At 52.5% G+C, this 22,600-nt stretch carries 16 protein-coding genes; 5 read left to right on the forward strand and 11 right to left on the reverse strand.

What is annotated here, in order from left to right; genetic code table 11:
• Positions 1-36: 36 nt before the first annotated feature.
• The 3 genes from MHH82_RS22165 to MHH82_RS22175 are packed head-to-tail and all read right to left on the reverse strand — an operon-like array spanning position 37 to position 2,415.
• Positions 37-480: a DinB family protein gene (locus MHH82_RS22165; RefSeq protein WP_015736499.1), complete on the reverse strand. Its 444-nt coding sequence runs from the start codon at positions 478-480 to the stop codon at positions 37-39.
• 20 nt (positions 481-500) lie between these two features.
• Positions 501-1,580, reverse strand: a complete 1,080-nt coding sequence (locus MHH82_RS22170) for a winged helix DNA-binding domain-containing protein (protein WP_340967861.1) — start codon at positions 1,578-1,580, stop codon at positions 501-503.
• A 46-nt stretch (positions 1,581-1,626) separates the two neighbouring features.
• On the reverse strand, positions 1,627-2,415 hold the full coding sequence (locus tag MHH82_RS22175; protein ID WP_036664317.1) for an ABC transporter ATP-binding protein: 789 nt from the start codon (positions 2,413-2,415) through the stop codon (positions 1,627-1,629).
• Positions 2,416-2,749: 334 nt separating this feature from the next.
• Here MHH82_RS22175 and MHH82_RS22180 point away from each other — a divergent pair, with 334 nt between their 5' ends.
• Entirely contained in the window at positions 2,750-3,496 is a 747-nt protein-coding gene (locus tag MHH82_RS22180) for an MBL fold metallo-hydrolase (RefSeq protein WP_251497497.1), read from the forward strand.
• A 40-nt stretch (positions 3,497-3,536) separates the two neighbouring features.
• Here the strand turns inward: MHH82_RS22180 and MHH82_RS22185 are convergent, their stop codons facing one another.
• Together MHH82_RS22185 and MHH82_RS22190 are read right to left on the reverse strand one after the other, a co-directional pair.
• On the reverse strand, positions 3,537-4,490 hold the full coding sequence (locus tag MHH82_RS22185; RefSeq protein ID WP_340967862.1) for a hypothetical protein: 954 nt from the start codon (positions 4,488-4,490) through the stop codon (positions 3,537-3,539).
• 99 nt (positions 4,491-4,589) lie between these two features.
• On the reverse strand, positions 4,590-7,928 hold the full coding sequence (locus MHH82_RS22190) for a tetratricopeptide repeat protein (protein WP_340967863.1): 3,339 nt from the start codon (positions 7,926-7,928) through the stop codon (positions 4,590-4,592).
• A 168-nt stretch (positions 7,929-8,096) separates the two neighbouring features.
• Here MHH82_RS22190 and MHH82_RS22195 point away from each other — a divergent pair, with 168 nt between their 5' ends.
• Both MHH82_RS22195 and MHH82_RS22200 read left to right on the forward strand, forming a co-directional pair.
• The gene (locus MHH82_RS22195) at positions 8,097-8,990 is read left to right on the forward strand and encodes an AraC family transcriptional regulator (protein ID WP_015736505.1); all 894 of its coding nucleotides are present in this window, start codon (positions 8,097-8,099) and stop codon (positions 8,988-8,990) included.
• A 77-nt stretch (positions 8,991-9,067) separates the two neighbouring features.
• Positions 9,068-9,556: a DUF3221 domain-containing protein gene (locus MHH82_RS22200; protein ID WP_340967865.1), complete on the forward strand. Its 489-nt coding sequence runs from the start codon at positions 9,068-9,070 to the stop codon at positions 9,554-9,556.
• 133 nt (positions 9,557-9,689) lie between these two features.
• On the opposite strand, the gene MHH82_RS22205 is transcribed toward MHH82_RS22200, so the two are convergent.
• The 4 genes from MHH82_RS22205 to MHH82_RS22220 all read right to left on the reverse strand — a co-directional run bounded on the left by MHH82_RS22205 (position 9,690) and on the right by MHH82_RS22220 (position 16,992).
• On the reverse strand, positions 9,690-11,801 hold the full coding sequence (locus MHH82_RS22205) for an alpha-galactosidase (protein ID WP_340967866.1): 2,112 nt from the start codon (positions 11,799-11,801) through the stop codon (positions 9,690-9,692).
• A 100-nt stretch (positions 11,802-11,901) separates the two neighbouring features.
• Positions 11,902-13,515 (reverse strand): ABC transporter substrate-binding protein, encoded by a 1,614-nt coding sequence (locus MHH82_RS22210; RefSeq protein ID WP_340967867.1) that lies wholly within the window; start codon positions 13,513-13,515, stop codon positions 11,902-11,904.
• Positions 13,516-13,637: 122 nt separating this feature from the next.
• The gene (locus MHH82_RS22215; protein WP_340967869.1) at positions 13,638-15,473 is read right to left on the reverse strand and encodes a sensor histidine kinase; all 1,836 of its coding nucleotides are present in this window, start codon (positions 15,471-15,473) and stop codon (positions 13,638-13,640) included.
• On the reverse strand, positions 15,451-16,992 hold the full coding sequence (locus MHH82_RS22220) for a response regulator transcription factor (RefSeq protein WP_340967870.1): 1,542 nt from the start codon (positions 16,990-16,992) through the stop codon (positions 15,451-15,453). The genes MHH82_RS22215 and MHH82_RS22220 overlap by 23 nt, the downstream gene beginning before the upstream one ends.
• 174 nt (positions 16,993-17,166) lie before the next feature.
• Here MHH82_RS22220 and MHH82_RS22225 point away from each other — a divergent pair, with 174 nt between their 5' ends.
• Together MHH82_RS22225 and MHH82_RS22230 are read left to right on the forward strand one after the other, a co-directional pair.
• Positions 17,167-18,144, forward strand: a complete 978-nt coding sequence (locus MHH82_RS22225; protein WP_340967871.1) for an ABC transporter permease — start codon at positions 17,167-17,169, stop codon at positions 18,142-18,144.
• A gap of 19 nt (positions 18,145-18,163) precedes the next feature.
• Positions 18,164-19,057, forward strand: a complete 894-nt coding sequence (locus MHH82_RS22230) for a carbohydrate ABC transporter permease (RefSeq protein WP_096776841.1) — start codon at positions 18,164-18,166, stop codon at positions 19,055-19,057.
• A 246-nt stretch (positions 19,058-19,303) separates the two neighbouring features.
• Here MHH82_RS22230 and MHH82_RS22235 read toward each other — a convergent pair whose 3' ends face one another.
• The gene (locus tag MHH82_RS22235; RefSeq protein WP_340967873.1) at positions 19,304-19,819 is read right to left on the reverse strand and encodes an RDD family protein; all 516 of its coding nucleotides are present in this window, start codon (positions 19,817-19,819) and stop codon (positions 19,304-19,306) included.
• Positions 19,820-20,156: 337 nt separating this feature from the next.
• Complete coding sequence (locus MHH82_RS22240) at positions 20,157-22,496, reverse strand: glycoside hydrolase family 95 protein (RefSeq protein WP_340967874.1); 2,340 nt, start codon at positions 22,494-22,496, stop codon at positions 20,157-20,159.
• Positions 22,497-22,600: the final 104 nt, after the last annotated feature.

The raw sequence follows: 22,600 nt of genomic DNA on the forward strand, positions 1-22,600 counted from the left end.
CCGTTTCATGTCATGAACCTATTTATAGTGCAGGCATTAAAGCTCGATTTGCTCCAAATGATGGATCAGGTGATCAACATAATCGTTAAACAACCACTCCAGCGTGACCTCCGTTTTATCGGGCAGCACGCATTTCTTCTGGAAGTCGGATGAATCGGCTCTTTGCATGACCCGCAGAATCATCCGGTTAACCTGCTGCCACAGTGCCAGAACATCCGATTGATCATATCGATTCTGATAATCGTTCACCCGAACCCAATCGTTCTGCGCGTAACCTTGAATCGCGATAGGGTAATCCGACACCAATATTTTTACAAACCGGATATGGTTATTGACCGCCGAATCGCATAGATGGCCCAGGATCTCCTTCTTGGACCATTTATCAGGCGTAAGCTTCAGATTGAATTCCACCTCGTCGATTGCCGTTACAATCTCCGTTACTTCAGAGATCAAGGATTCCAGCTTCATAATGGATTCCATGCGTTATTCCTCCTTCTCGTTCATGATTCTATTCGTGTAATCGGCAGGCCCATGAAATCACTGTAATGTTTAGCCGCCTCCCGAAACGCCTCTTCTCGATCGCCCAACGCCGAGAACGGGCTTAACGTGATTTCGATGCCGCTGCGCTTGATCTCCCGCTTCCAGATACCGACCACTTCTCCTCCTGCGACCATGATGGGTTGGAAAACCCCGTTGCGAAAGGGAGCGATTTTGGCATCATGCTCTGACTCAATAATTGCGCTGCGATCCTTGTACCCCAAGTAATATTCATCAAAACCCGGAAGCAGAACCGCCGAATCCGTATCAGCGGACGCGGATGGCCCAGTAACAGAGCTCCAGTATTCCGTGCCGTTGACAAAATCTAAACGAAGATTGGAATGGACAGCCTCAAAGCCTCGTTTAGCTTCTGTCAGCGTTAATCCGACCCACCATGCAAAATCTTGGACCGTTGCAGGCCCGTGACCTGTAAAATAGCGGAGCGCAAGCTCCGCCAGCGATTCTTCGAGCGATAGCTCCCTTGAATTCGGGACCCACTCGTCGAGCAGTACGAAGCTTTGCTGTTTGCCTTCATGCGGGCCGAAACAGATCATGCCGGTCCGCCCCAAATATCCGAGAATGTAATAGCCGCGGCCATTCTTGGTGCTGATCCCCGCTTCCTCCAGCTGCTCCATCAGTCTAGGGCGGGATACGGGTAAACAGCCTCTCAGCGCGTTGCCAATGATCGTACCGCATTGATGGAGCGTACCTTCGTCAAGCTCAAGCTCGGCCTGCTTCTTCTTATCATGCGTCTGAAACCGCGATGCCGTCAGCCTCAGCATCCACTTGGCATCCTCCGCAGGCACGAAGAAAATCGTTCCACGCATCGGCCAAGTCAGCACGATTTTGCGATCGACCACGGCCTGCTCCACATCGGATATCTTGGCAGACTGCGTACGGAGACCGATTCCCCATACCGCTTGGTGGTAATCCTGTGCCTGAACAGCGCCTAATTCTCTTACTGCTTCTACCGGGCTCACATGCTTCATCCCTGTTATGCGCTGATTGTAGAGCCGTTGATTCGCTATGGTGTGACTTAGCACATCTATCCACTCTCCCAGGCCATGAATATTGTCGGACGCAAAGCTTCTATTTCAAGTCCGGAATGGACATCCAGGCCCGATCATTCTGCCAGCTCACCTCGACCGGCGTCTCAAAGAACGAGGTCAAATTGTCGCTGGTCAGCATGTCCCGGGAACGTCCCTTCCCGAAGACGGTCCCCCGGCGGATGAGCAAGGAGTGCGAGAAAATCGGCAGAATTTCTTCGATATGATGCGTAACGAACAGCAGGGTCGGCGCATCGGGCTTTGAAGCCAGAGCCGTTATGCTGGACAGCAGCGCTTCCCTCGACAGAAAATCCAGTCCGTTGCAGGCCTCGTCCAGTATCAACAGCCTTGGCGAAGCCATGAGGGCCCGGGCGATCAGCAGTTTCTGCTTCTCCCCTTGCGAACAAGTTTCATATGTACGCCCCAGCAGATGAATACAATTAAAATCCTTCATCAACTGCTCGGCCCGTTCCCGGTCTGCTTCATCCACCTTCTGATACAGTCCGATCGAGGCGTGTTTGCCGCTAATTACGACATCCAGCGTGGATTCGCTCGGGCGGATTCTTTCCTGCAGCGAGGAGCTGACCCAGCCTATCGATTTACGCAGTTCTCTTAAATCCACCCTGCCAAAACGATGCCCGAGCACCGAAACCGTGCCGCTGGTCGGCCAGATGTAACCGTTAATCATATTCAAAATGGTTGTCTTCCCGGAGCCGTTCAGTCCGAGCACCGCCCAATGCTCCCCTTGCTGCACGGTCCAATCCACGCCTGTAAGAACGGTCTTTTGCTCCCGTCTCCAGGTTACGTCATCCAGTTCAATCATCGTGTTCATTGCCGTTCCCTCTCCTTCTTCAATCTGCTGCGCCATTTCGTTTCTCTTTTCAAGGATTATACCAGCAATTACATATTCCTCAATAGGAGATGAAACCCCGCCTTGTGATCAGCCTACGACTTGGAATCATGCGAAGTATGCCGGGCAGGACATTTCATGCCTAAACGAGGATTCTAGTTCATAAATTAAATATTGACAAATAATTATTTTTATGTTATAATAAAATATTTTTCTGTTTACAAAGGTTCGTTGATTTGATAATCTACTTCTGCTCGTTCTTCTCTGGAGATTGAATTTGGGAGAAGACATTCCAATATAGTGGAGGTATGTAAACATGCTACTAATCGATCAAGGCATTGCCATGCTGGAAATTTCCGCAGCCATGATGGGACGTACCGAAACGATCCACCCGACATTCCTCTGGGATCATCAGAATCGGGTGCTTATCGATACTGGCTATCCCGGTCAGTTCCCGCTGATTCAGGAGCAGATATCGGACTGCGGCTTTTCCGTTCAGGATGTAAGCAAAATTATTATAACACACCAGGATTTGGATCATATCGGCAGTTTGCCAGCTATAATCCAGCACTGCAAGCAAGCCCCGGAAGTGTTCGCCAGCGAAATCGAAAAGCCTTATATCGAAGGAGATACAAGGCTTGTCAAATTATCGCCCGAGGCGATCGCGCAAGCGCTGGCTTCGTTGCCGGATCACGTGCCGCCGGAGTGGAGGAACGCGTTTAAACACACGCTGGAGAACCCGCCCTCAGCACCCGTGAACCGCATGTTGCGCGACGGCGAGATGCTGCCGTTTGGCGGCGGTATCATCGCGATCCATACGCCGGGCCATACCCCGGGCCACACCAGCTTATATCATATACCGAGCAAAACCCTGATTGCAGCAGATGCGCTGAACGTCAGAGCGGGGCAACTGATCGGGCCGGATCCGGCAACCACTTTTGATTTGGCGTTAGCCCAGCTCTCCTTGCAGAAGCTCACTCACTATGATATCCGTAACGTGATCTGTTACCACGGCGGATTATTTACGGATAATCCCAACCAGCGCATTCGTGAATTGGCTTGATGCTTAAACGGTTGCCGGTCCACTGTCGATCAAGAAGACTTCACTTCGATCTTCTGCCGTTAATCCAGCTAATCTCAAGGTACCACGTATACGTGCCGCCAGCCGGCACTTCGGCCGCTGCCTGTCGATGCATGGCATACGAGAGATCATCGAGCAGCCCCGTCGCAGGCTCAAGCGCAAGATGATACTGTCCCTGATAGCCGCCATAGTTCGCCCATATCGCTAGATAAGGCACCTGCTCTTTAGGAAACATCATGCGTAGTCCTTCACCTGCAACCGGATCGTAAATGGAGGCTGTCCCCTCCGGCAGCTCACCAGCAAAATAAAACTTCTCCGCCGATGCTTCAAGCCTGCTGCCGGTTCGATTCAAGCGGATTTGGGGATTTTCCTCCCATGGCTGCGGCCATTTCCGAATATCGCCGAAATCGCCCAACCGACCGTTCGCAGAGTATGATACGATGATCTCCCTCAGCTCATGTGGAACGATAATCTCTGCGCCTTCATCGATTTGAAACAACGGATGCGCAGCCCACAGGAAAGAGAACGGGAACGGACTCGAATTATGAACGGCATAATCGATCCGTAAGGTATCTTCACGGGGGAAGGAGTAGGTTTTGCGCAGCCGATAAGGAATCCGGATTCCCTGCACGCTGCAGTGAAGCTGTTCTTCCTCGCTGTGAGCCTTCCATGGAATGGACCATACCTCGCCATGATCCGGAAGCTCCGTTCCTTCCCATGGATACGCGGGATATCGGCAGACATTGATCGTTGGAAACATTTCGTCCCAGCCGCTGCCGTCCCGCTTACCGAAGGAGCTTGCATACCCGTTCGTTTCCAGAACTCCAACAGGCTGCACCAGCCATTCCCGGCCTGTCATTCGATTGCGAAGGGAGATGACCCTGCTTCCGAGTTTAGGCACCACGACCATCTCCATCACCTCCGTGCGCCCTGTCCAAATCTCATATCCATCCAGCATCCCTTTGCTCCAGATCATTCATCGTCATCCTCCTCCGTTATAGTCAACTCATCACCCGGAATGCACAAATGCTCAAGGACCGTTCGTAACGGCCCTTGAGAATGAAGTGTCAATCTTTTATATCAACGTCTTGCAAAGCGCCAAATGCAGCGCAGCTCCTTGATGGTGAGACTCCAGCTGCAGCACCTCGCGGAACAGGGTTTCCGCGGACTGCCGGTCACCAAGTCCAAGATGCCCAAGCCCCATCATGTAGCGGCAATGAATTTCGTTCCTTCGGTCCAGATCTTCATCAAACACCAGGAAGTCCGGCAGCGATACGGCAAAGTAATCAATGCTCTGAGGCTCGAATATATGCTTCTCCCCGTAATCGATCAGCTTGTTAAACCGGCTGCGGGCTTCATTCTCCCGGCCAAGCCTCCGCAGCGCGGCTCCTTGATAAAAAATCATGTGCGGCGGCTGATCGTTGTAATACATCGCGCTGGTCGGCTGATCCAGCCCCTCCGAAGCTTTCAGGAAGCACGCCTCCGCCTCTTCCGACAAGCTCAGCCCCTCGTATGCGCAGCCCAAGTAATAATCGATGTTATTCTCCTGCGCTCCCGTCAGCTTCCCTTCATTGATGTTGAGCGGATATTGCTTGGCAGCAAGCAGCTGCTCTATAGCATCCTCGTAGCGACGATCCTGAAGCAGCTGCTTCGCCAGCTCCACGCGGGCCAATACGTACTGGGCCGGCACCTTGCCCTCGCCGCCTTCCCAAGGGTGAAAGTTGCGTTTCAGAATCAATGCCAACGCCTCCTCATAACGATTCAGCGTATTGTGCAGCGTCAAATATTCCAGATATACATCGTCGCGCTGCTCGACCAGTTCCAAGTGCTCCTCCATCGCTTTCAAGCGATCAGCCGGAGCATGACCGAGCTTTTTATACAATTGGTCCAGTTCGTAGAAGATCCTCGCGTCCGCCGGATTCAGCGAGAAGGCGGTTTGCAGGGATGCCAATGCTTTATCGTGGTCCTGCCTCTTGTTATAGTAAGCGAGCGCCAGATTCCGATGCGGCGTAGCGAAGCTGCCATCCAAAGCAACCGAAGCTTCCCAACTGCTTATGGCCTCCTCGTAGCACTTCTTGTCGTACAGCAGATTCCCTAAGTAGTACAACGCCTTCGCATCCTGTGGCTGTACGCTGAGCGCCTGCTTTAACGTCACATAGTCATGCAGGGAATTCGGGAAGCAGTACGAGGGATCGGCCTCCGAAGCCAATCGGTAGCAAGCGGATGCCTCTTCCGCCCGGTTCATCTTCATGAGTGCACTGCCTTGGTAGTAATAAACCATCGGATAGACGGCAGATGCCGTAAGGCGTTCGATGCGCTGCAGCACATCCAAAGCGTCATCATATTGGCCTGCATCCGCATAGTCCTGAGCTATGGCAATATAATGGTGCGGATTATCGCGCAGGCGCTGGACAAGTGATTCGTAAACATGCCGGCTCTTGTCCTCTTGCTTCAGTTCTTGATATACGGCTGCCAGCTCGTTCATCGCGCCCGCATCCATGGGATCCAGCTTGAGCGTTTCCTCAAGCCATGATGCCGCATCCGCCAAACGTCCCAGCTTTCTTAAGACGAAACTCTTGAGATGCCGCGCCTTATAATTACGGTACTGGGCAGCCAGGGATCGTTCGATCAGCTCGAACGCTTCCTCATATTCCTGCTTCTCGCAGGCAATCTGGGCCAAAGCCAGATACCCTGCACCTTGCCAAGCCCCCGACCAGACCGATTTGTAAAGATAAGCGCACGCTTCATCCAAACGTCCCTGCCACTTCAAGGCTTTGCCCAAATGGTAGAACGGTTCGCTGTCATAAGGCCGGGCGTTATGGCGGGTCAAGGTTTCGATCGCTTTTTTAAAATAAACCTCACTCTGCGTAAAGCACCCTCTGCGCAGCAGGAGCAAACCATAGGCATTGTTCAGCCTTGCGTCTCCCGCATCGCGCCGAAGCCCTTCTACATAATAGGCTTCCGGTTCATAGGTCGCGTGCCGGTACTGCTCCAGATGCTGCCCAGCCAAGAACAGCGCTTCGGTATTCTTCAGGTCCTCCGGCTTGCCAATCGTCGTGGCCGGGTCCGGCGTTCGCTCCAAGGTACGCGGCTTGGGCTGGTAAGCGACCAGCTCTCTGCCGTCCGCAGCGAGTACCGCGACCCGTACATCTTCCTCCCTCATACCTGAGGCGAGTTCGATCTCGGCCTGGAAGGTGTCGGCCGGCGACAGCTTGACCTTTCGATCCAAGCAGATGCTTCCCGCTCCGGTCACCAGAATGCGAGCCTCTTCGATAACCGAGGTTGCATAAGCATGTACGACGGCCTTGCGGCCGTGGACTTCGAGATTCACGGCGGCGTCAATGGACGCATTCTTCACGAGGCCAATGTCTTTATAGGGCATGAAGTACTGCTTGAAGCTTTTCTCCTCATACGGCGCCAGCCAGGTGAAATCGGGCTGGTTATCGGTATACACGCCGGTCATGAGCTCGATGTACGGGCCGTCTTCGTCGGTCAGGTTGCGATCCCAGGCCTGACCGAATTCGCCGTGCCCCCACGTCCACTGCTTTTTGCCGGGAGATATATGTTTATTGGCGACATGCAGAATTCCCGCTTTCAAGCCATGGTCATATCCGCCGACGAAATCGTAATCCGAATGATAAGCCATATAAGATGTCGGAACGGGAATGTTGCGGTACATGGAAATATCGACGCCCGCCGAATAGTCCTGTTTATAATACGTGCCGGTTGCGATCGGGAATTTGGACACGTCCCGCTTCCCATGATCGAACACTGCATGAACGTCCGGCGGAAATACGGATTGGGTATGATCGTTGACCGCTACGGCCGGATTCGCCCACCACAGAAAGGTCTGCGGCTCCGAAGTCCGATTGTACATTTGCGCGTGAATTTCAAGATACGCCTTGCCCGGGTACAGCGTGAAGCCGGTAGACACCTTCGTGCCGTACATCCGGTCGATCTCGCCGACCCATACCGTCTTGCTGCCATCCGGGTGATCCGTTAGACTCCACTCCACCTCGCCATAGGTGTTCGGACGGTGATGCTGCGGCCAGTTGAACTCGATTCCCCCGGATATCCATGGACCCGCAAGGCCAACCAAAGCCGGCTTGATCACTTGATTGTGGTATACAAAATCATAGTTGTTGGTTTTATCGATGGCCCGGTAGATCCGGCCGCCAATCTGCGGCATGATCTGAATCTGCACGTACTCATTTTCAAGGAAAATGATCCGGTAGGGCTTTAATACTTTCTCATCGTAAATTTTATCGATGACCGGCAGCGGATAGACGCGCCCCGAGCTCCCCTGATACACCCGTTTCTCCAAAAACATCGGGTTCAGGTCCGGCTTCCCCACTTCATACGTGGGAATCTCCACGGTCTCTTCCCGTACGCTCACTTGCCGTTGTTTTGTCATGAGTCGTCATCCCTCCATTAGCATCCGCGTTGGCTGCGTTATGTCTCTATCTTATAAGCCAGCCTGCCGAAGAGCCATTGACGATATCATGTTGATGATGGATTATATTCTGATTATCAGGTGCTCCATCCGGTTGACAACAATTCCGTTCAGATTCATAGTAAAGCTATGGATACCATACGAAAACCAGACGGATTCGAGTCCCAGAAAATCATTGTCCTCCCGGATCATATTATGAAAGAGGCTGCCCGTCATTCGCTTGTGGAACCGCTGCACGTAACCGACGTCGGGTACTTTCCGCGTGCGCTTCATCACTACCGGGAACGCCCGGAGGGCAGCGGCGCGTACATCTTAATCTACTGCGCGGAGGGGGAAGGCTGGTACCGGTTGAACGGCGGCAAAACCTATTCTCTGCTCAAGGGGCAGGCGGTTGTCATCCCGCCGGATACGCCGCATGAATATGCTTCATCGGAGTTTCATCCCTGGAGCATTTACTGGTGGCATATGAAGGGGACGCATGCAGGTTTATTGTTCGAGGGATTTACCGGCGCAGCCGAACCCGCCATCGTTCCGGTCGACCAGTCAAGGAGCATCGTAGAGCTGTTTCAGGAGAGTTACGAGCTGCTGCAAAAAGGGTATACGCTGAACCATATCATCCATGTCTCGCAGCTCGCCGGCCACTTGGCGGCCATCATCCGCCTCGCCCGGCTCCAACCGCAGCGGGGGCAACACCAGCACAACAAGCATGACATGGAACAGACGCTTCGGTTCATGACCGAGCATCTGGAGGGCCATGTGAGCCTGAAGGAGCTGGCGGCCTACGCCAATCTGTCCATACCGCACTTCACCTTCCGGTTCAAGGAAGCGACGGGCTACTCCCCCATCGATTACTATCTGCGGCTCAAAATCCAGCGGGCCTGCCAGCATCTGGATCTGACCGGCGAGAGCGTCAAGGAGATCAGCCACCGTCTCGGCTTCCAGGATCCCTACTACTTCTCGCGGCTGTTCAAAAAAATCATGGGAAAATCCCCTTCCGAATACCGAGATACCCGGAAGGGGTAGAATTTCCTGGTTATTTCCTTATACTGAACCCAAGCTTCGTTCGATTGACCACACTATTTTTCGATTGGGAGGAAATCATGATTAACAAATTCATACCCTGTCTAATCATGTTTGCCATTATTATTTGTGGATGCAGCAATAACAGCAAAGAAAAAGACGAGCCTGTGAATAAATACGTAGGGTACGTCGTTCAAAAAGAAGATGGTAGGATTTTGGTAACCCGTTATGATGAAAAATCAGATTTGAACGACGCAATATGGATCAGAACCAAAAGAAAAATAGAGTTAGGACAACAAGTTTCGATCGAAATTGACGGAGGTATTGAAACCTCCTATCCAGCTCAAGCTTCAGCTAAAGACATAGATATCCTGACAATCGAACGTCCTATATCATCCAAATTCGGTCAACAAGAAGTAATCGTTATGACATTGGAGCATTTTGATCAAATTGAAGTACCTTTCATTAAGTCTATACACTACTCCGATGTAAACAACGTTTGGACTGTCGTCATTCTTGACGGCATATCGGATTCCAAAAAGGAAATGGAATTTACGATAGAGGGCTAGCATGACAACAAATAGAATATGGACCCATTTCCTAAAATAGAGAATCCAATATGGGTAATAGTTATACATTGTATAGTTCAACCGCAAAAAGCGTCGTATCGCGAAAGGCAATACGACGCTTTTCTATTTCATCTCATCCCTGTCTCTGAATCCGATACGCCAAGCTGTCAAAATCCCCGCGCAGCGGCAGCTCGATCCCGATGTTCATGAGCGCCCTGCCGCTCCATGTACCGGCCAACCCCTCAATGGCATACGACTGATCGGCTTGCAGCCAGGTCAGCCGCAGTCTCGGCAGCGGCTCGCCCAGCTTCTGGCTGTGCAGGAACGCAAACAGCACGTTGTCGCTGCCGTCTTCGCTGCCGTACTGCACGGCCGTTACGCCTTTATGCCGAAGCGAGTCCAGGCGATACTGGCTGCCGAACTGAACCAGATGACGAATGGCTTTATACTGCGCCACATATTCAGCCGATTCCGCAATCAGCTCATCGCTCCACTCATTTAGGTTGGAGCCGATGCCGAGCGTTCCCATCATGGCGCTGTGGAAGCGGTATTTCAGGGATACCTGCCTGCGGTTCATCCCTGTCGGCGACTCCGTCACCCAGCAGGTCATCATCCGCGGAGCATACGTATACGAGAAGCCCTCCTGAATGCTGAGGCGGTCAAAGGCATCGGTGTTATCGCTCGGCCAGGATTGGTCGGCGTATCGGAAGATACCAAGATCGATGCGCGCTCCGCCGCCGGCGCAGGTTTCAAACGCCACATGCGGGAACTTGCGCCGCAGCTCCGCCCAAATCTCGTACAGGCTCTGAACGTGGCGAATCCAGATTTCTTTCTGGCGGTGAAGCGGATGACCCTTCATGCCGGGTTCGGCTACGGTCCGGTTCATGTCCCATTTAATGAACTTGATGTCATGCTTCTCCAGCAGGTCCGTCATAAACTGCACAATGTAAGCCTTAACCTCCGGCTTCGAAATGTTCAGCAGCAGCTGATTGCGAAGCTCCGAGCGTTCCCGCGTCTCGAAATGGTACACCCAATCCGGGTGCTCCCGGTACAGGTCGCTGTCCGGATTGACGGCCTCCGGCTCCACCCAGATCCCGAAATCCATGCCGAGCTCATGCACCTTGTCAATCAGCTCGCCTAGACCGTTCGGGAACTTCTCCCGGTTCACGAACCAATCGCCAAGACCGGCGCGATCATGATTGCGACCGCCGAACCACCCGTCGTCCACAACGAACAATTCCACGCCCAAACGCGCGGCTCTTTCGGCCAAAGCCATTTGATCCTTGGCATTGACATCGAAGTACGTCGCCTCCCAGGAGTTATACAGGACCGGTCTCGTTTCGCGGCCCGGCAGGACATCCGAATACTGATAGCGATGCAGCCGCCGGCTCATCCCGCCAAAGCCGCCGCTGCTGTATCCCCCGACAAAGCTTGGCGTATCGAAGGCTTCTCCCGCTTCCAGCACCCACTCGCTGTCGAAATCATTGATGCCCCCGTTCACCCGTACATGATCGAACACCGTTCGCTCGGCCGTGATCTTCCAGTTCCCGCTCCAGGCCAGCGCTCCGAACCAGACCTGCCCCGCCGATTCCGTGGCATGTCCGTCATCCATCGCAAACCACGGGTTGGCATGGCTGTCCGTAAAGCCCCTGCGGGATTCCAGCACCTTCTTTCCTTCGGTGAGAAGGGTGCAGCGCAGCTGAAATTCGCCGGACCATTTCCCTGTTACGTGCGTGAGGCGGTAATCCGCCAGATAGGGGATGACCCAAGCCGCGGATTGCGCGTTCTCCAGCACGATATCCGCCTCGCCGCGATTTACGATCCGGGCCGAACGTTCAATTAAGTCGCACTCGGGAATCGCCCGGTAGGACAGCTCCACTTCGAGCGGGTACACTTCGTCCTTCATGACGATGACCAGCGTCTCCCTGCCTTCCGTCTGCAGCGTGCGGTGCCCGGCATAACGAACCGCCAAGTCGCGCACGCCATCCGGCATGCGTACCTTCAGGCTGGGCTCGCTGTATTTGACTCCGCCCCAGAAGCTGTATTCCTCCACCTCCGAATGGACTTCCGCATCAAACGAGCTGTGCGATCTCGGCCGCAGCAGCGGTGCCGCGTCTTCGATCGCGATGGACTCTCCCCAGTATAGATGCTGCAGGTTGCCGCTGTCGTTGATGCCTAACAGATAGGAGCTGTTATCGGTTTGTATCGCAAACACGCGAAACTGTTCTTGGTATTGAATGGTCACAGAATATCATCCTTCCGATTCGTGTTGATATGGTTTTTGCCTGTTCAAGAAAAAAAGGGGAGCCAAAAGACGAAGCATCTTTTAACTCCCTTTAGCCAGATTATTTGCCCCACAGCTCTTGACGTTTGTTGAAGTTGTCCGTATAAATCTTTTCCAGCTTGGCCAGGCCAGCCGCCTCGATCTCGGCCATCATCTGGTTATAGGATTCCACCACTTGGTCCTCGGACGGCGACAGGGCCATCTTCAGGAAATATTTATTGATGGTGTCGTTCACCTTCGTTTCCATAATGGCTTCCGGCGTTCCGCCAGCCGGACCCAGGTTATCGTACGGCGCCGTATCAAACGACGTATCGGCCAGGTTCTTGATCGCCAGATCCGTGACCGGATCGGTCTGGTAACGGCCCATCAGGTCATACGGGGTTCCGTCCTCGCCGGGACCGTTCTTGATCATCCAGGTCCACTTGCGGATGCCCGTCGTACGGGAAGCTTCATCCCAATTCTTCTTGAAGGCGTCCAGCACTTCTTGTCTTGGCACATGCTTGCCGTCCTTCATGTCCCAATGCTCGCCCTCTACTCCCCACATCAGCAGATACTGGCCTTCCTCGCTGGCCAGGAAATCCAGCAGCTTCATCGTCCGGACCGGATCCTTGTTGGAGCGGCTGATGGCGACGCCGTCCCAGCCCAGGGAGCTCTTCGGTCCGTAAGTGGCCTCTTCCGGTTTCACGCCCGGGGCCAGCACTTTATATTGGTAGAACTGACGCTCTTCCTCGGTGGCCTTATCGGCTGCTTCGGTTTTGAGCAGCGCATTCGCATTGCCTACATTCCAGAGCGCTTCCGCCGTGGCAAATACGTTGCCGTTTCCGAGCTTCTGTTCGAACTGCTTGGTCTTCATCGTTGCCCATTCTTTATCGAGCAGGCCTTTGCGGTACAGAGAGTTCAGGAATTTAACCATTTCGAGATAGCGCGGATCGCGGACGTCCTTCTTCAGCTCCCCGTTCGTTTCGTAATACGGCATCATGCCGTACATGCCTTTGAAGCTGCCGGTCACGGCTCCAACGTTCTCGCCGTTGAGCGTCATCGGAATGCTTTCTTTGCCGTCAATCGTTGGATATTTCTCCTTGAACTTGACGAGCAGCTGCTCGAATTCCTCCGCGGTAAACGGTTCGCCGTTGTTGACCTTATCGCCGACGCCCAGCTCCTTCATGATGTCCATGCGCATCATAAATCCGAACACCGGGTACTGCTCCAAGCCGTACCAGTTGGAGAAATAATAATTGTTGCCGTCCTCGCTTCGGGTTTTGGCAAGCGTGTCGCCGTACATTTTTTGGATATTCGGTCCGTGCTCTTCGATCAGATCATTCAGCGGGACAACCGCGCCAGAGGTAATATACTTGTTCATGATATCGCTTCCACGACTCATCAAAATAACGTCGGGAAGATCGCCGCTGGCCAGCATCAGATTCAGCTTCTCGACCGGATTGCCCGTAGGCTGCTGGATCTCGACGGTGACGCCCGTTTTCTCCGTTATCACTTTAGCGACCGGATTCGTAAAGGCATCCCCCGTGTTTTGGTCAAACCAGGTTAACGTGATCGGCGCATTGCTGTCCGTCTCCGTGCCGCTGTCTCCGCCCGATGCCGCCTTCTGGTTGCCGCCGCAAGCCGAAAGCGTTGTCATAACGAGCGCTGCTGCCAGAATCAATTTTAGTTTCTTCATTCCCTGAACCCCTTTCTAAGGTCGTCATATTCATATGCTCGAATATATCTATCATTGTAAAAATCGGGAGTTCATTGATCTATAACGCAATCTTACAATCCATGATGCAAAATGTCTTTCATTCAGGGTAACGCCTGCTGCGGGTCCCGTTCGTTTGCAGGATGTCTATCGGAGATTACAGGTATCCGAATGGTCACCGCCGTTCCGATGCCGAGCCGGCTGAAGATGCTGACGCCATATTCCTCCCCGTAGGTGAGTTTGATCCGGTCATCCACATTTTTCACGCCGTAGCCCGACAGATTATCCGATTTGTTCAGCGCATGATCGAGCTGTTCGGGCGTCATCCCGATGCCGTCGTCGATGACCTGGAGCAAGATGTCGTCCCCCTCCTGCCTCAGCTTCACGTTAATGTTGATTCCCGATTCGTCCCCAATGGCATGATTGATGCAGTTCTCGATGAACGGCTGCAGAATCAGCTTGATCGTTGTGTTCCCGAACAGCTGCTCATCCAGGTCGTAATGCATATGAAGCTTGTCCCGGAACCGGATCTTCTGGATCGCGACATAATTCTTCACCAGATTGATTTCCTGCTCCAGCAGAATGATGCGCTTTCCTTTATTCAGCGACACCCTGTAATACTTGGCCAAGTAATTGACCATCTGGTACACCTGCATGGCCCCTTCCTTAATCGCCAGGGAAGAGATGGAGGACAAGGTATTGTACAGAAAATGGGGGTTGATCTGGGCTTGGAGCGTATTCAGCTCCGACTCCTTCCTTGCGATCTCCTTGACGTACACGTCATGGATCAGGGATTGTATGGTCGAGGCCATCTTATTGAACGCGAAGGACACCTGGCCGATCTCGTCATGGCCCATCGGCTTAATCGACAGCCGGAAATCCCCGCGCTCCACCTTCCGGATCTGCTGAAGCAGCACCTCGATGCGCTTGGTCATGACCTTGGTCGTAAAATAGAGCAGCAGGATGGCCATGCCAATCGCCAGTACGGAGAACCAGATAACGTTCTTGGTCGCCTGATTCGCATTGGCCAGCAGCTCGTCGTAGGGCACGGTGATGACCGTGGACCAGCCGTTGCTCAGCTTTTTATACGTGAAAAAACGCTCCTGGCCGTTTATCTTCATATCGAATGAACCCGCATCCTGGGTCATCCGTTCCTGAATCGGAAACACGTCGAACAGCTGGTTCGATTGGAGGTTCTGATCCCCCGTGCTGATCACGCCGCCAAACTCGTCGATAATATAGACGCTTTTGTTGTCGTTCTCCATTTTGATCAGGGAGTAGAATTCGTTTGCGTTAATGTCCATGGTCAAAATCCCGTACGGATGCTGCAGGCTGAAATAACTTAACGAACGGGCAATGCTGATATGTGCATCATTGGCCCTGAAATCCTTTGAATGAAAGTACACCGTACTGCCGGCTGCATCCAGCACCTGCTCCTCCATCGCCGCTGGCAGCTCTTCCGTATATTTGACGTATTGGCCGTCGGAATAGAGCGTGTGGTTCCCCGTATAAATCGTGATGCCCAGAATGTTGGCGTTCAGGGTCATCAGGGACGGCAGCGTCCGGTTGATATATTGGAAGGCATCCAGATAATAGTACGCCTGCTCATAATCGGTAGACAGATAATTGCGGAGCTGCGCATCCATGTAGAGGATGTTCGACAGCTGATTGTAATACTCCAGCCGTTTCTCCACGTTGGTGTTAATCTGTGCCAGCGATCCGCCCAAGGCCGTATAGGTATGCTCCGTAATCGTGCTGCGCGTCGAAGAATACGAATAATAGATCAGCAGCGAGAACGGTAGGATGATGACAATCAGAAAGATGAAAAAGAACTTGTGCCGGAGCCGCCAATTGGTATATGCGCGTAAGTGCGCGAATGGGAAAGCCCCTGCCAGACGGCTCCACGGGCCGGACGGGCTAGATGTTTTTGCGGTATTCATTCGGCGTAACTCCTTGGCTTTTTAAGAATAAGGAAATGAAGTAGGATGTGCTCTCATAACCGACCCTTTGGGCGATGTCCTGCACTTTGAGCGAATCGTCGGCCAGCAGCTCCTTGGCTTTGTTCAGCCGAATTCTCGTTAGATAATCATGGATCGTCATGCCGGTTTTCTCCTTAAAGATGGAACGCAGGTAGTTGGGAGACAGATATACCTGATCGGACAAGCTGTTGATTGTAATGGCCTGGTGATAGGTCTGGTCGATCGTCGTGCGCACCTGGTGCACCAGCCTTGCATTTTTGTCCATGAACCGGTGTTCCAGCGTCCGAATTGCATGCCCGGCGTAATCCATGATGATCGCTTCGATTTCAATCATGGTTCGGCACTGATAGACGGATTGGTAAAGCTCCGCCCGCTTGTGGCTCTCCGTGATCGGTTCGTGGATCCCCTCCAGCAGACGCTCCACCAGTCCGATGGCAAAATCGCACACTTCGGTTTTTCGGATCCGCAGCATGACCAGCCGTTTGAAATAATCCCGCAGCTTCTGCGCGGCCTGCTCGGACGCCAGCTGATGAATGTTCTCGAAATAGGCCGTCTCTTGGAAAGGAGGAATTTGCCGGCTCTCCAGCTGCCGCAACACGTCCTTGGCATAGATGACTCTCCCGTTCCCGACATAAAACATCTCCTCCAGCATCAGCCGCGTCTCCCGGTATACATCCTGGATGCGGGACAGCTCTTCCGGCTCTTCGTTCACGGCCGCTGTCATCGTAAAGCCCAGCGCATCCTGCATCTGCTTCAGCAAATCCTCCCACGTAAAACGGCTCAGATGGCTGGCGGCATCCATGAAGATGCCCAGCTCGCCTTCCCGGCAGATGACCAGATCCGCCTCCAGCTTCTTGTCCGCAAGCCACTCCTCCATATGTGTCTGCAGACGCGCCATGCCATCCTCGAGGGACAGCCCCGGCTGTGCAGCGTGCGGAGCATCGAGGCCGAGCAGCGTAAGGGTATACGTTCTCGGCTCCGTATGGCGGGACAGCTTATGGTAGCTGGCAGCGAGGTTTCGGAATCGCTCCTCGTTCTGCTCGAATATCATCTCTCGTACGATATTGGATTTGGTCACGCGAATGGAGCGGTTCTTCATCCGCACTTCCTCGCAGCGCCGCTTGACTTTATCGATAACGCTTACAATTTCGCTCAGATCCAGCGGCTTCAATAAATAGCCGACGGCTCCTACGTTTAAGGCTGATTTCACATAATTGAATTCATCGTGTCCGGTCAGGAAGACGAATTGAATCCAGTCGAATAACTCACTCACCCGTTTTGCCATATCGAGCCCGTTCATAACGGGCATCTGGACATCCGTCAATATGATATCGGGCTGAATCACCTCGATCTTCTCCAGGGCATCCCTGCCGTTCAGGGCTGTTCCGGCCACATATATCCCCATCTCTTCCCAACGAATATAATCTCGGATCATCTCTAGCTCCAGCTCTTCGTCATCTACGAGAAAAATGCTATACATGCTCATACCCCCTGTGTCGGCTTTATCCCTTCATATTATAGCGATTTCGTTATTTTAACTATGGGAACAAGCAATGTAAGTTATTTTCAAGCATCTTTCGTTACATTGTCATATCGACACTCGTTTTTTCCGAGTCTTATAATTTGAGTTAACTTGAGATGCGAGGTGCCCCATATGAAACCTGCTACAACCTTACAGACGCAGAGTGACTTGAACTTAAGTCCTCATCGAAAAAGCCGCTGGGCCATGCTGAAGCAGCAAAAGTATTTATTCCTGATGATGCTGCCCGGACTGATCTGGGCCATTGTGTTTGCGTATACGCCCATGGTTGGTCTATACATGTCCTTCGTCAATTACCAGCCGACGCTCGGCGGCTTCTGGTCAACCCTGTTCACGAGCGAGTTCGTCGGCCTGGAGTGGTTCCGTTACTTCTTCAATAACGGCGACTTCTGGATCGTCATGCGAAATACGCTGGCCTCCACGCTGATCACGCTTCTCTTCTCCTTCCCGATGCCGATCCTGATCGCCATCGCGATTAATGAGATCAAGAACGTTAAATTCAAAAAGACGGTGCAAACCGCCTCCTATCTTCCCTATTTCATATCCTGGGTTATCGCGGCCAACATCATCGTGACCCTGCTCTCCTCGGACGGCGCGATTAACGGCATATTGAAATTCCTACACATTACCGATGAAAGCGTTTTATTCCTGCAGAACGGCAAGTATTTCTGGTGGATCGTCGCGCTTGGCAATACGTGGAAGGATATGGGCTACAGCTCTATCATGTATTTGGCGGCCATCTCGTCGATTAACCAGGAGCTCTATGAAGCGGCCAAGGTCGACGGCGCCAACCGCTTTAAGCAGATCCGGTACATCACCCTGCCCCATCTGAAGCCAACGATTGTCATTTTGCTGATTCTGGCGCTTGGCGGCATCCTGAACGCGGGCTTCGACCAGCACTTCCTGCTCGGCAATGACCTGACGCGGGATTACTCCGACGTCCTGTCCACCTATTCGTTCCGCTATGGTATTCAGAACGGCATGTTCTCCTATGCAGCAGCCGTCGGCATGTTCAGCTCCGTGGTGGCGTTCATCATCGTGGTCATCGTCAACTATACGGCGAAGAAGCTGAACGGGCAGTCCCTATTCTAATCCATAAGGAGGTACATCCATGTTAAGCAAAAAAACCGTGCCCGAGCGTATCTTCGATGCCTCTTTATACCTGTTCCTGACCGGCATCTTTCTCGTGACCTTCTATCCGTTCTGGAACATTCTGGTCATCTCCTTGAACGATGCAACCGATACGATGCGGGGCAACCTGTACTTCTGGCCGCGCGTGCCAACCATCGAGAGTTACCTGACCATCTTCCGGAATCCGGAAATCTGGAGCGCCATCAAGATCACCGTGCTGCGGACCGTCGTCGGGACGGCGGCATCCATCTTTTTCATCACGCTGCTCGCTTATCCGCTCAGCAAGCGCAATCTGCTCGGATGGAAATACTTCTCCTTCTTCTTTGTGTTCACGATGTATTTCGGTGGCGGGCTGATTCCAACGTATATGATCATCAAATCCCTGGGGCTGATCGACTCCTTCTGGGTCTACATCTTCCCTGGCTTAATCGGCGTGTTCCTGATGATTCTGGTACGTACCTTCATGGAGCAGATCCCCGGCGAGATCGAGGAATCCTCCAAAATCGACGGCGCGAACGACCTGCAGACGTTCTTCCGCATCATCATGCCGCTGTGCGTGCCGGTGCTCGCCACGATCGGCCTGTTCTTGGCCATCGGCCACTGGAACTCCTGGTATGACTCCTATGTGTATACCTACAAGCCGGAGCTGAAGACCCTGCAGGCCGTCCTGGTCAAAATCCTCAACCAGTTCCAGACCGCCGGCATGATGTCCGATGCGCAGCAGCTGGCGCAGGGCTCCAAGCGGATCCCGGTTTCCAGCGAAAGCATCCGGATGGCGGTGACCATGGTCGCCACGCTGCCGATCATTATGGTGTATCCTTTTGTGCAAAGGTATTTTGTAAAGGGGATTATGATGGGGGCTATAAAGAGTTAGATATAATTTTTCTCTGTCAGAATAAGCGGTGAAAAAGATTGGGGCGTCCAAGCGATTGGATGATTCATAGACTTAAAAATTACGAGGAATTGTCATCTCCACATCCATGGGTAGATGAAGTTACTCCTAGTTGCTCCATCAAAGAACAACAAAGAAATCGACTTTGGAAATGGCTGCTCGACACATCCATTTTTACCAAGGTCGATTTCTTCATGTTTCATTAGAAGGAGAGTAAACGCACAATACTCACCCTGTCCTGATTACCCTTGTTCTTGAGATCATATCATACAGGGATTTTTTCTCTTTTGTCAAAATAGTAGTCGCAATATATGCCAAAATCAATAAATAAATTAGGCCGCCTATAAAGTAATAATGAAGCGGCACTGCTTCATCTCCTATATGAACTAAACGGTAAACAAGGAAGTGTGACAACTCCCAAGGCAGGAATTTTAATGCCGTTCGATAAACCATCTTTATAACCGAAACGGACCCATGTTTACTATTCACTACTCGGATACCCATCTTCCTTTTTCCAAATGACTGTCCGCCAATCACCGAATCGCTAAGGATAAAATAAAGGGATACTGGTAATGTCACCATTAGAAAACCTCTAAATTGTGCGACTACAAGAGAGCCCGTAAAAAACTGTTGCAAAGATGGGAACAAGACTGCATTAAATAGAAATAAAACTACTAAATATATTAAGATAAATAGATAATCGATCATAAACGCTTTAAAACGAAGTACAAAGCCTGCATTCATTTACATCCCCCTTTTTATAATTGCTACTGCTGCCTGATGCTTACTTTTATTAGGTTCAACTTCCCCCTTCTAAATCGATATCTCTTATTTTATTTATACATATCATTTTGGAAAAGATGTCCATAACACGTACTTTTACTACCTTCTGATCGATCAACAAGCAAAACAAAACGGCCAGTAGACCCATGGATTTCAGGACAAAGACCGTTTAACGATTTAAACTTATTTTAGTTTACTGTCTTGATTGCTTTTTCAGCATGGATCCAGACGCCGTATCAAATAAGATAGTATTACGTAAAGTCCTTGAGTATCACAAATACCGGAAACATGCTTACAATTACAACTCCACCTTCAATTCCTGCACCTTCCCCTTCTCAAACTCTACCCCCATCTCCCTCCCACCATAAAACACCCGCACACTCCCACTCTCATTTCCCTTCACCCTCGCCTCAACCAACTTCCCATCTGCCCAGCTCATATCCACCTCAATATTCCCTTTCGCCTTCAGCCCTGTCACGCTGCCTGTCGGCCACATGGCCGGCAGTGCAGGCAGGAGATGAATTTCGCCTTCATGGCTCTGCAGCAGCATTTCCGCAATGGCGGCGGTGCCGCCGAAGTTGCCGTCGATGACAAAGATGTTGGCCTCGGCTCCAGCTACGCCGGGTTTGGAGTAGGTGAGCATGTTGTCGAAGCACAGTTCCCCGATCAGGTGGGCGATATGCTTCACGGCTTGATCTCCGTCATGCAATCGGGCGTAGAAGAGTCCGAACAGCGCCGCGGTAAATTCGATGTCCTCCAGGTCGGCCCGGCTGTTCCGGTTCTCCAGAGTCACCCGGGCTGCCGCAGCTAGTTCCGGCGTACGATGCGGCGTGATTTGGCTGCCGGGATACAGAGCATATAGATGCGACAGATGGCGGTGCTCCGGCTGCGCCTCCTCGTAGTCCTCCAGCCATTCCTGCAGCTGCCCCTTCTTGCCGATCATCAGCGGAGGCAATCGATCCAGTGCCGTCTGCCACTTCTGCTGAAGCACCTCATCCACGCCCAGCGTCTGTGCCGCCTTCACGCAGAATGCCAGCAGATCCCGAACCAGGACCTGATCCATGGCCGGGCCCATGGACAGCTGCTGATGCCCATCCTCCGGATGGCCGGTATAAAAGCTGTTCTCCGGCGAATTCGACGGACCTGTCACCAGCCAGCCATATTTCGGATGCACGGTCATGTAATCCATGAAAAAGGCTGCGGCCTCCTTCAGGACAGGATAAGCCAACTCCTCCAGAAAAGCCTGATCGCGGTTGTACGCGTAGTGCTCCATCATATGCGTCGCGATCCATAGTCCGCCCGTCACGTTGAGCCCCCAGGAAGTCCCCCACCCCGGTGACGCAAATCCCCAGGCATTGGAAAATACATGGGCCACCCAGCCTTTGGCATCATAATAATGGCGCGCAGCCGAGCGACCGGCCACCGATAGCTGATGGATATACCGCATGAGCGGCTCATGGCTCTCGCTCAGGTTTGCGGCCTCCGTCGGAAAATAATTCATCTGGGTGTTCACATCCAGGTGATAATCGCAGCTCCAGGCCATTTTGTTGGCTTCGCCGTCATTCCAAATGCCTTGCAAATGCATGGGCAGAACGGAGTCTTGCCGCGACCCGCTAATGGTCAAGTACCGGCCGTATTGATAAAACAACGAAAACAATGCCGGATCGTCCCAGTTGCCCTGCTTAAACCTGCCGATCCGCTCGTCCGTAGGCAGACCAGCATACTCGGAGCTTCCTAGGTCCAATCGTACGCGGGCATACAGCGGCTGATAATCCGCCAGATGCTTGGCTCTCAGCGCGTCATATCCCAGCAGCAGAGCCTGCTCCAGCTGCAACGCGCTTTTCTCTCGCCAGCCCTCACCTTCTTGACGGTAATCCGTATTCACCGCAAAATAAATCGCCGCCTCATCCGCCCCGGATACGTTTATGGTGTCAGCCGTGCAACTTACCTGCCCGCCTTCCGCAGCGACCCGAAGCTGGCCTTGGCAGGACACCCCGCACTCCCCATTGCTATGTACGTCTTCCAGCGCCTGTCCCCGGAATTCGATCGTATCCTTTTCGGTTACGACAGCTAGAAAAGGACCATTCTCCCCTCGAATCGAAATGCAGAATGACACGCCTAATGAGCCATGGCTGCAGCGAATCCACGAAACGATGACCTGATCGGCATGGGAAGCAAAGACCTCTCGCGTCATCTCCGCTCCATCGATCTCGTAAAAAGAACGTGCCACCGCCTCCTCCAGATCCAGTTCCCGATGGAACAGCGGCTCAGCTGCTGCATCTTGTCTCCCGCCTTCGGTTGGCTTCACGTTATGGTCAAACTCCAGAACGACTTGGCATAGTCCCAGATTGGTACCAAAATTCAATTTTTCCGGCTCCAGGTGCTTCTTAGCCAGTCGATCGCCTTCGCGATAATCGCCCTGGAAGAAGTGTTTCCGCATCTGCTCCAAATCCGCTTTGCTGTTGCTACGCCCTTGAGCCGGCTCCGGCTGGCCGGACCAATAGGTGGTTTCGGTGATATTCCATATTTCTCTGTCAGGAGTGGATACCACCACATTCCCCATTCGGCCATTGCCGATCGGCAGCCCTTGCGACCAGCCCAGAGCCGGTTTCGTATACCAAAGCTTCATATCTGTCATGTTGCATTCTCCTCTTTATTTGATTTTCCAATATCGAGACAAGCACTACCCTTACAGCAAAAGCAAGAAATCGCGATCCTCGGATGGAACCGAGAACCGCGATG

This window comes from Bacillus sp. FSL K6-6540, from assembly GCF_038007545.1.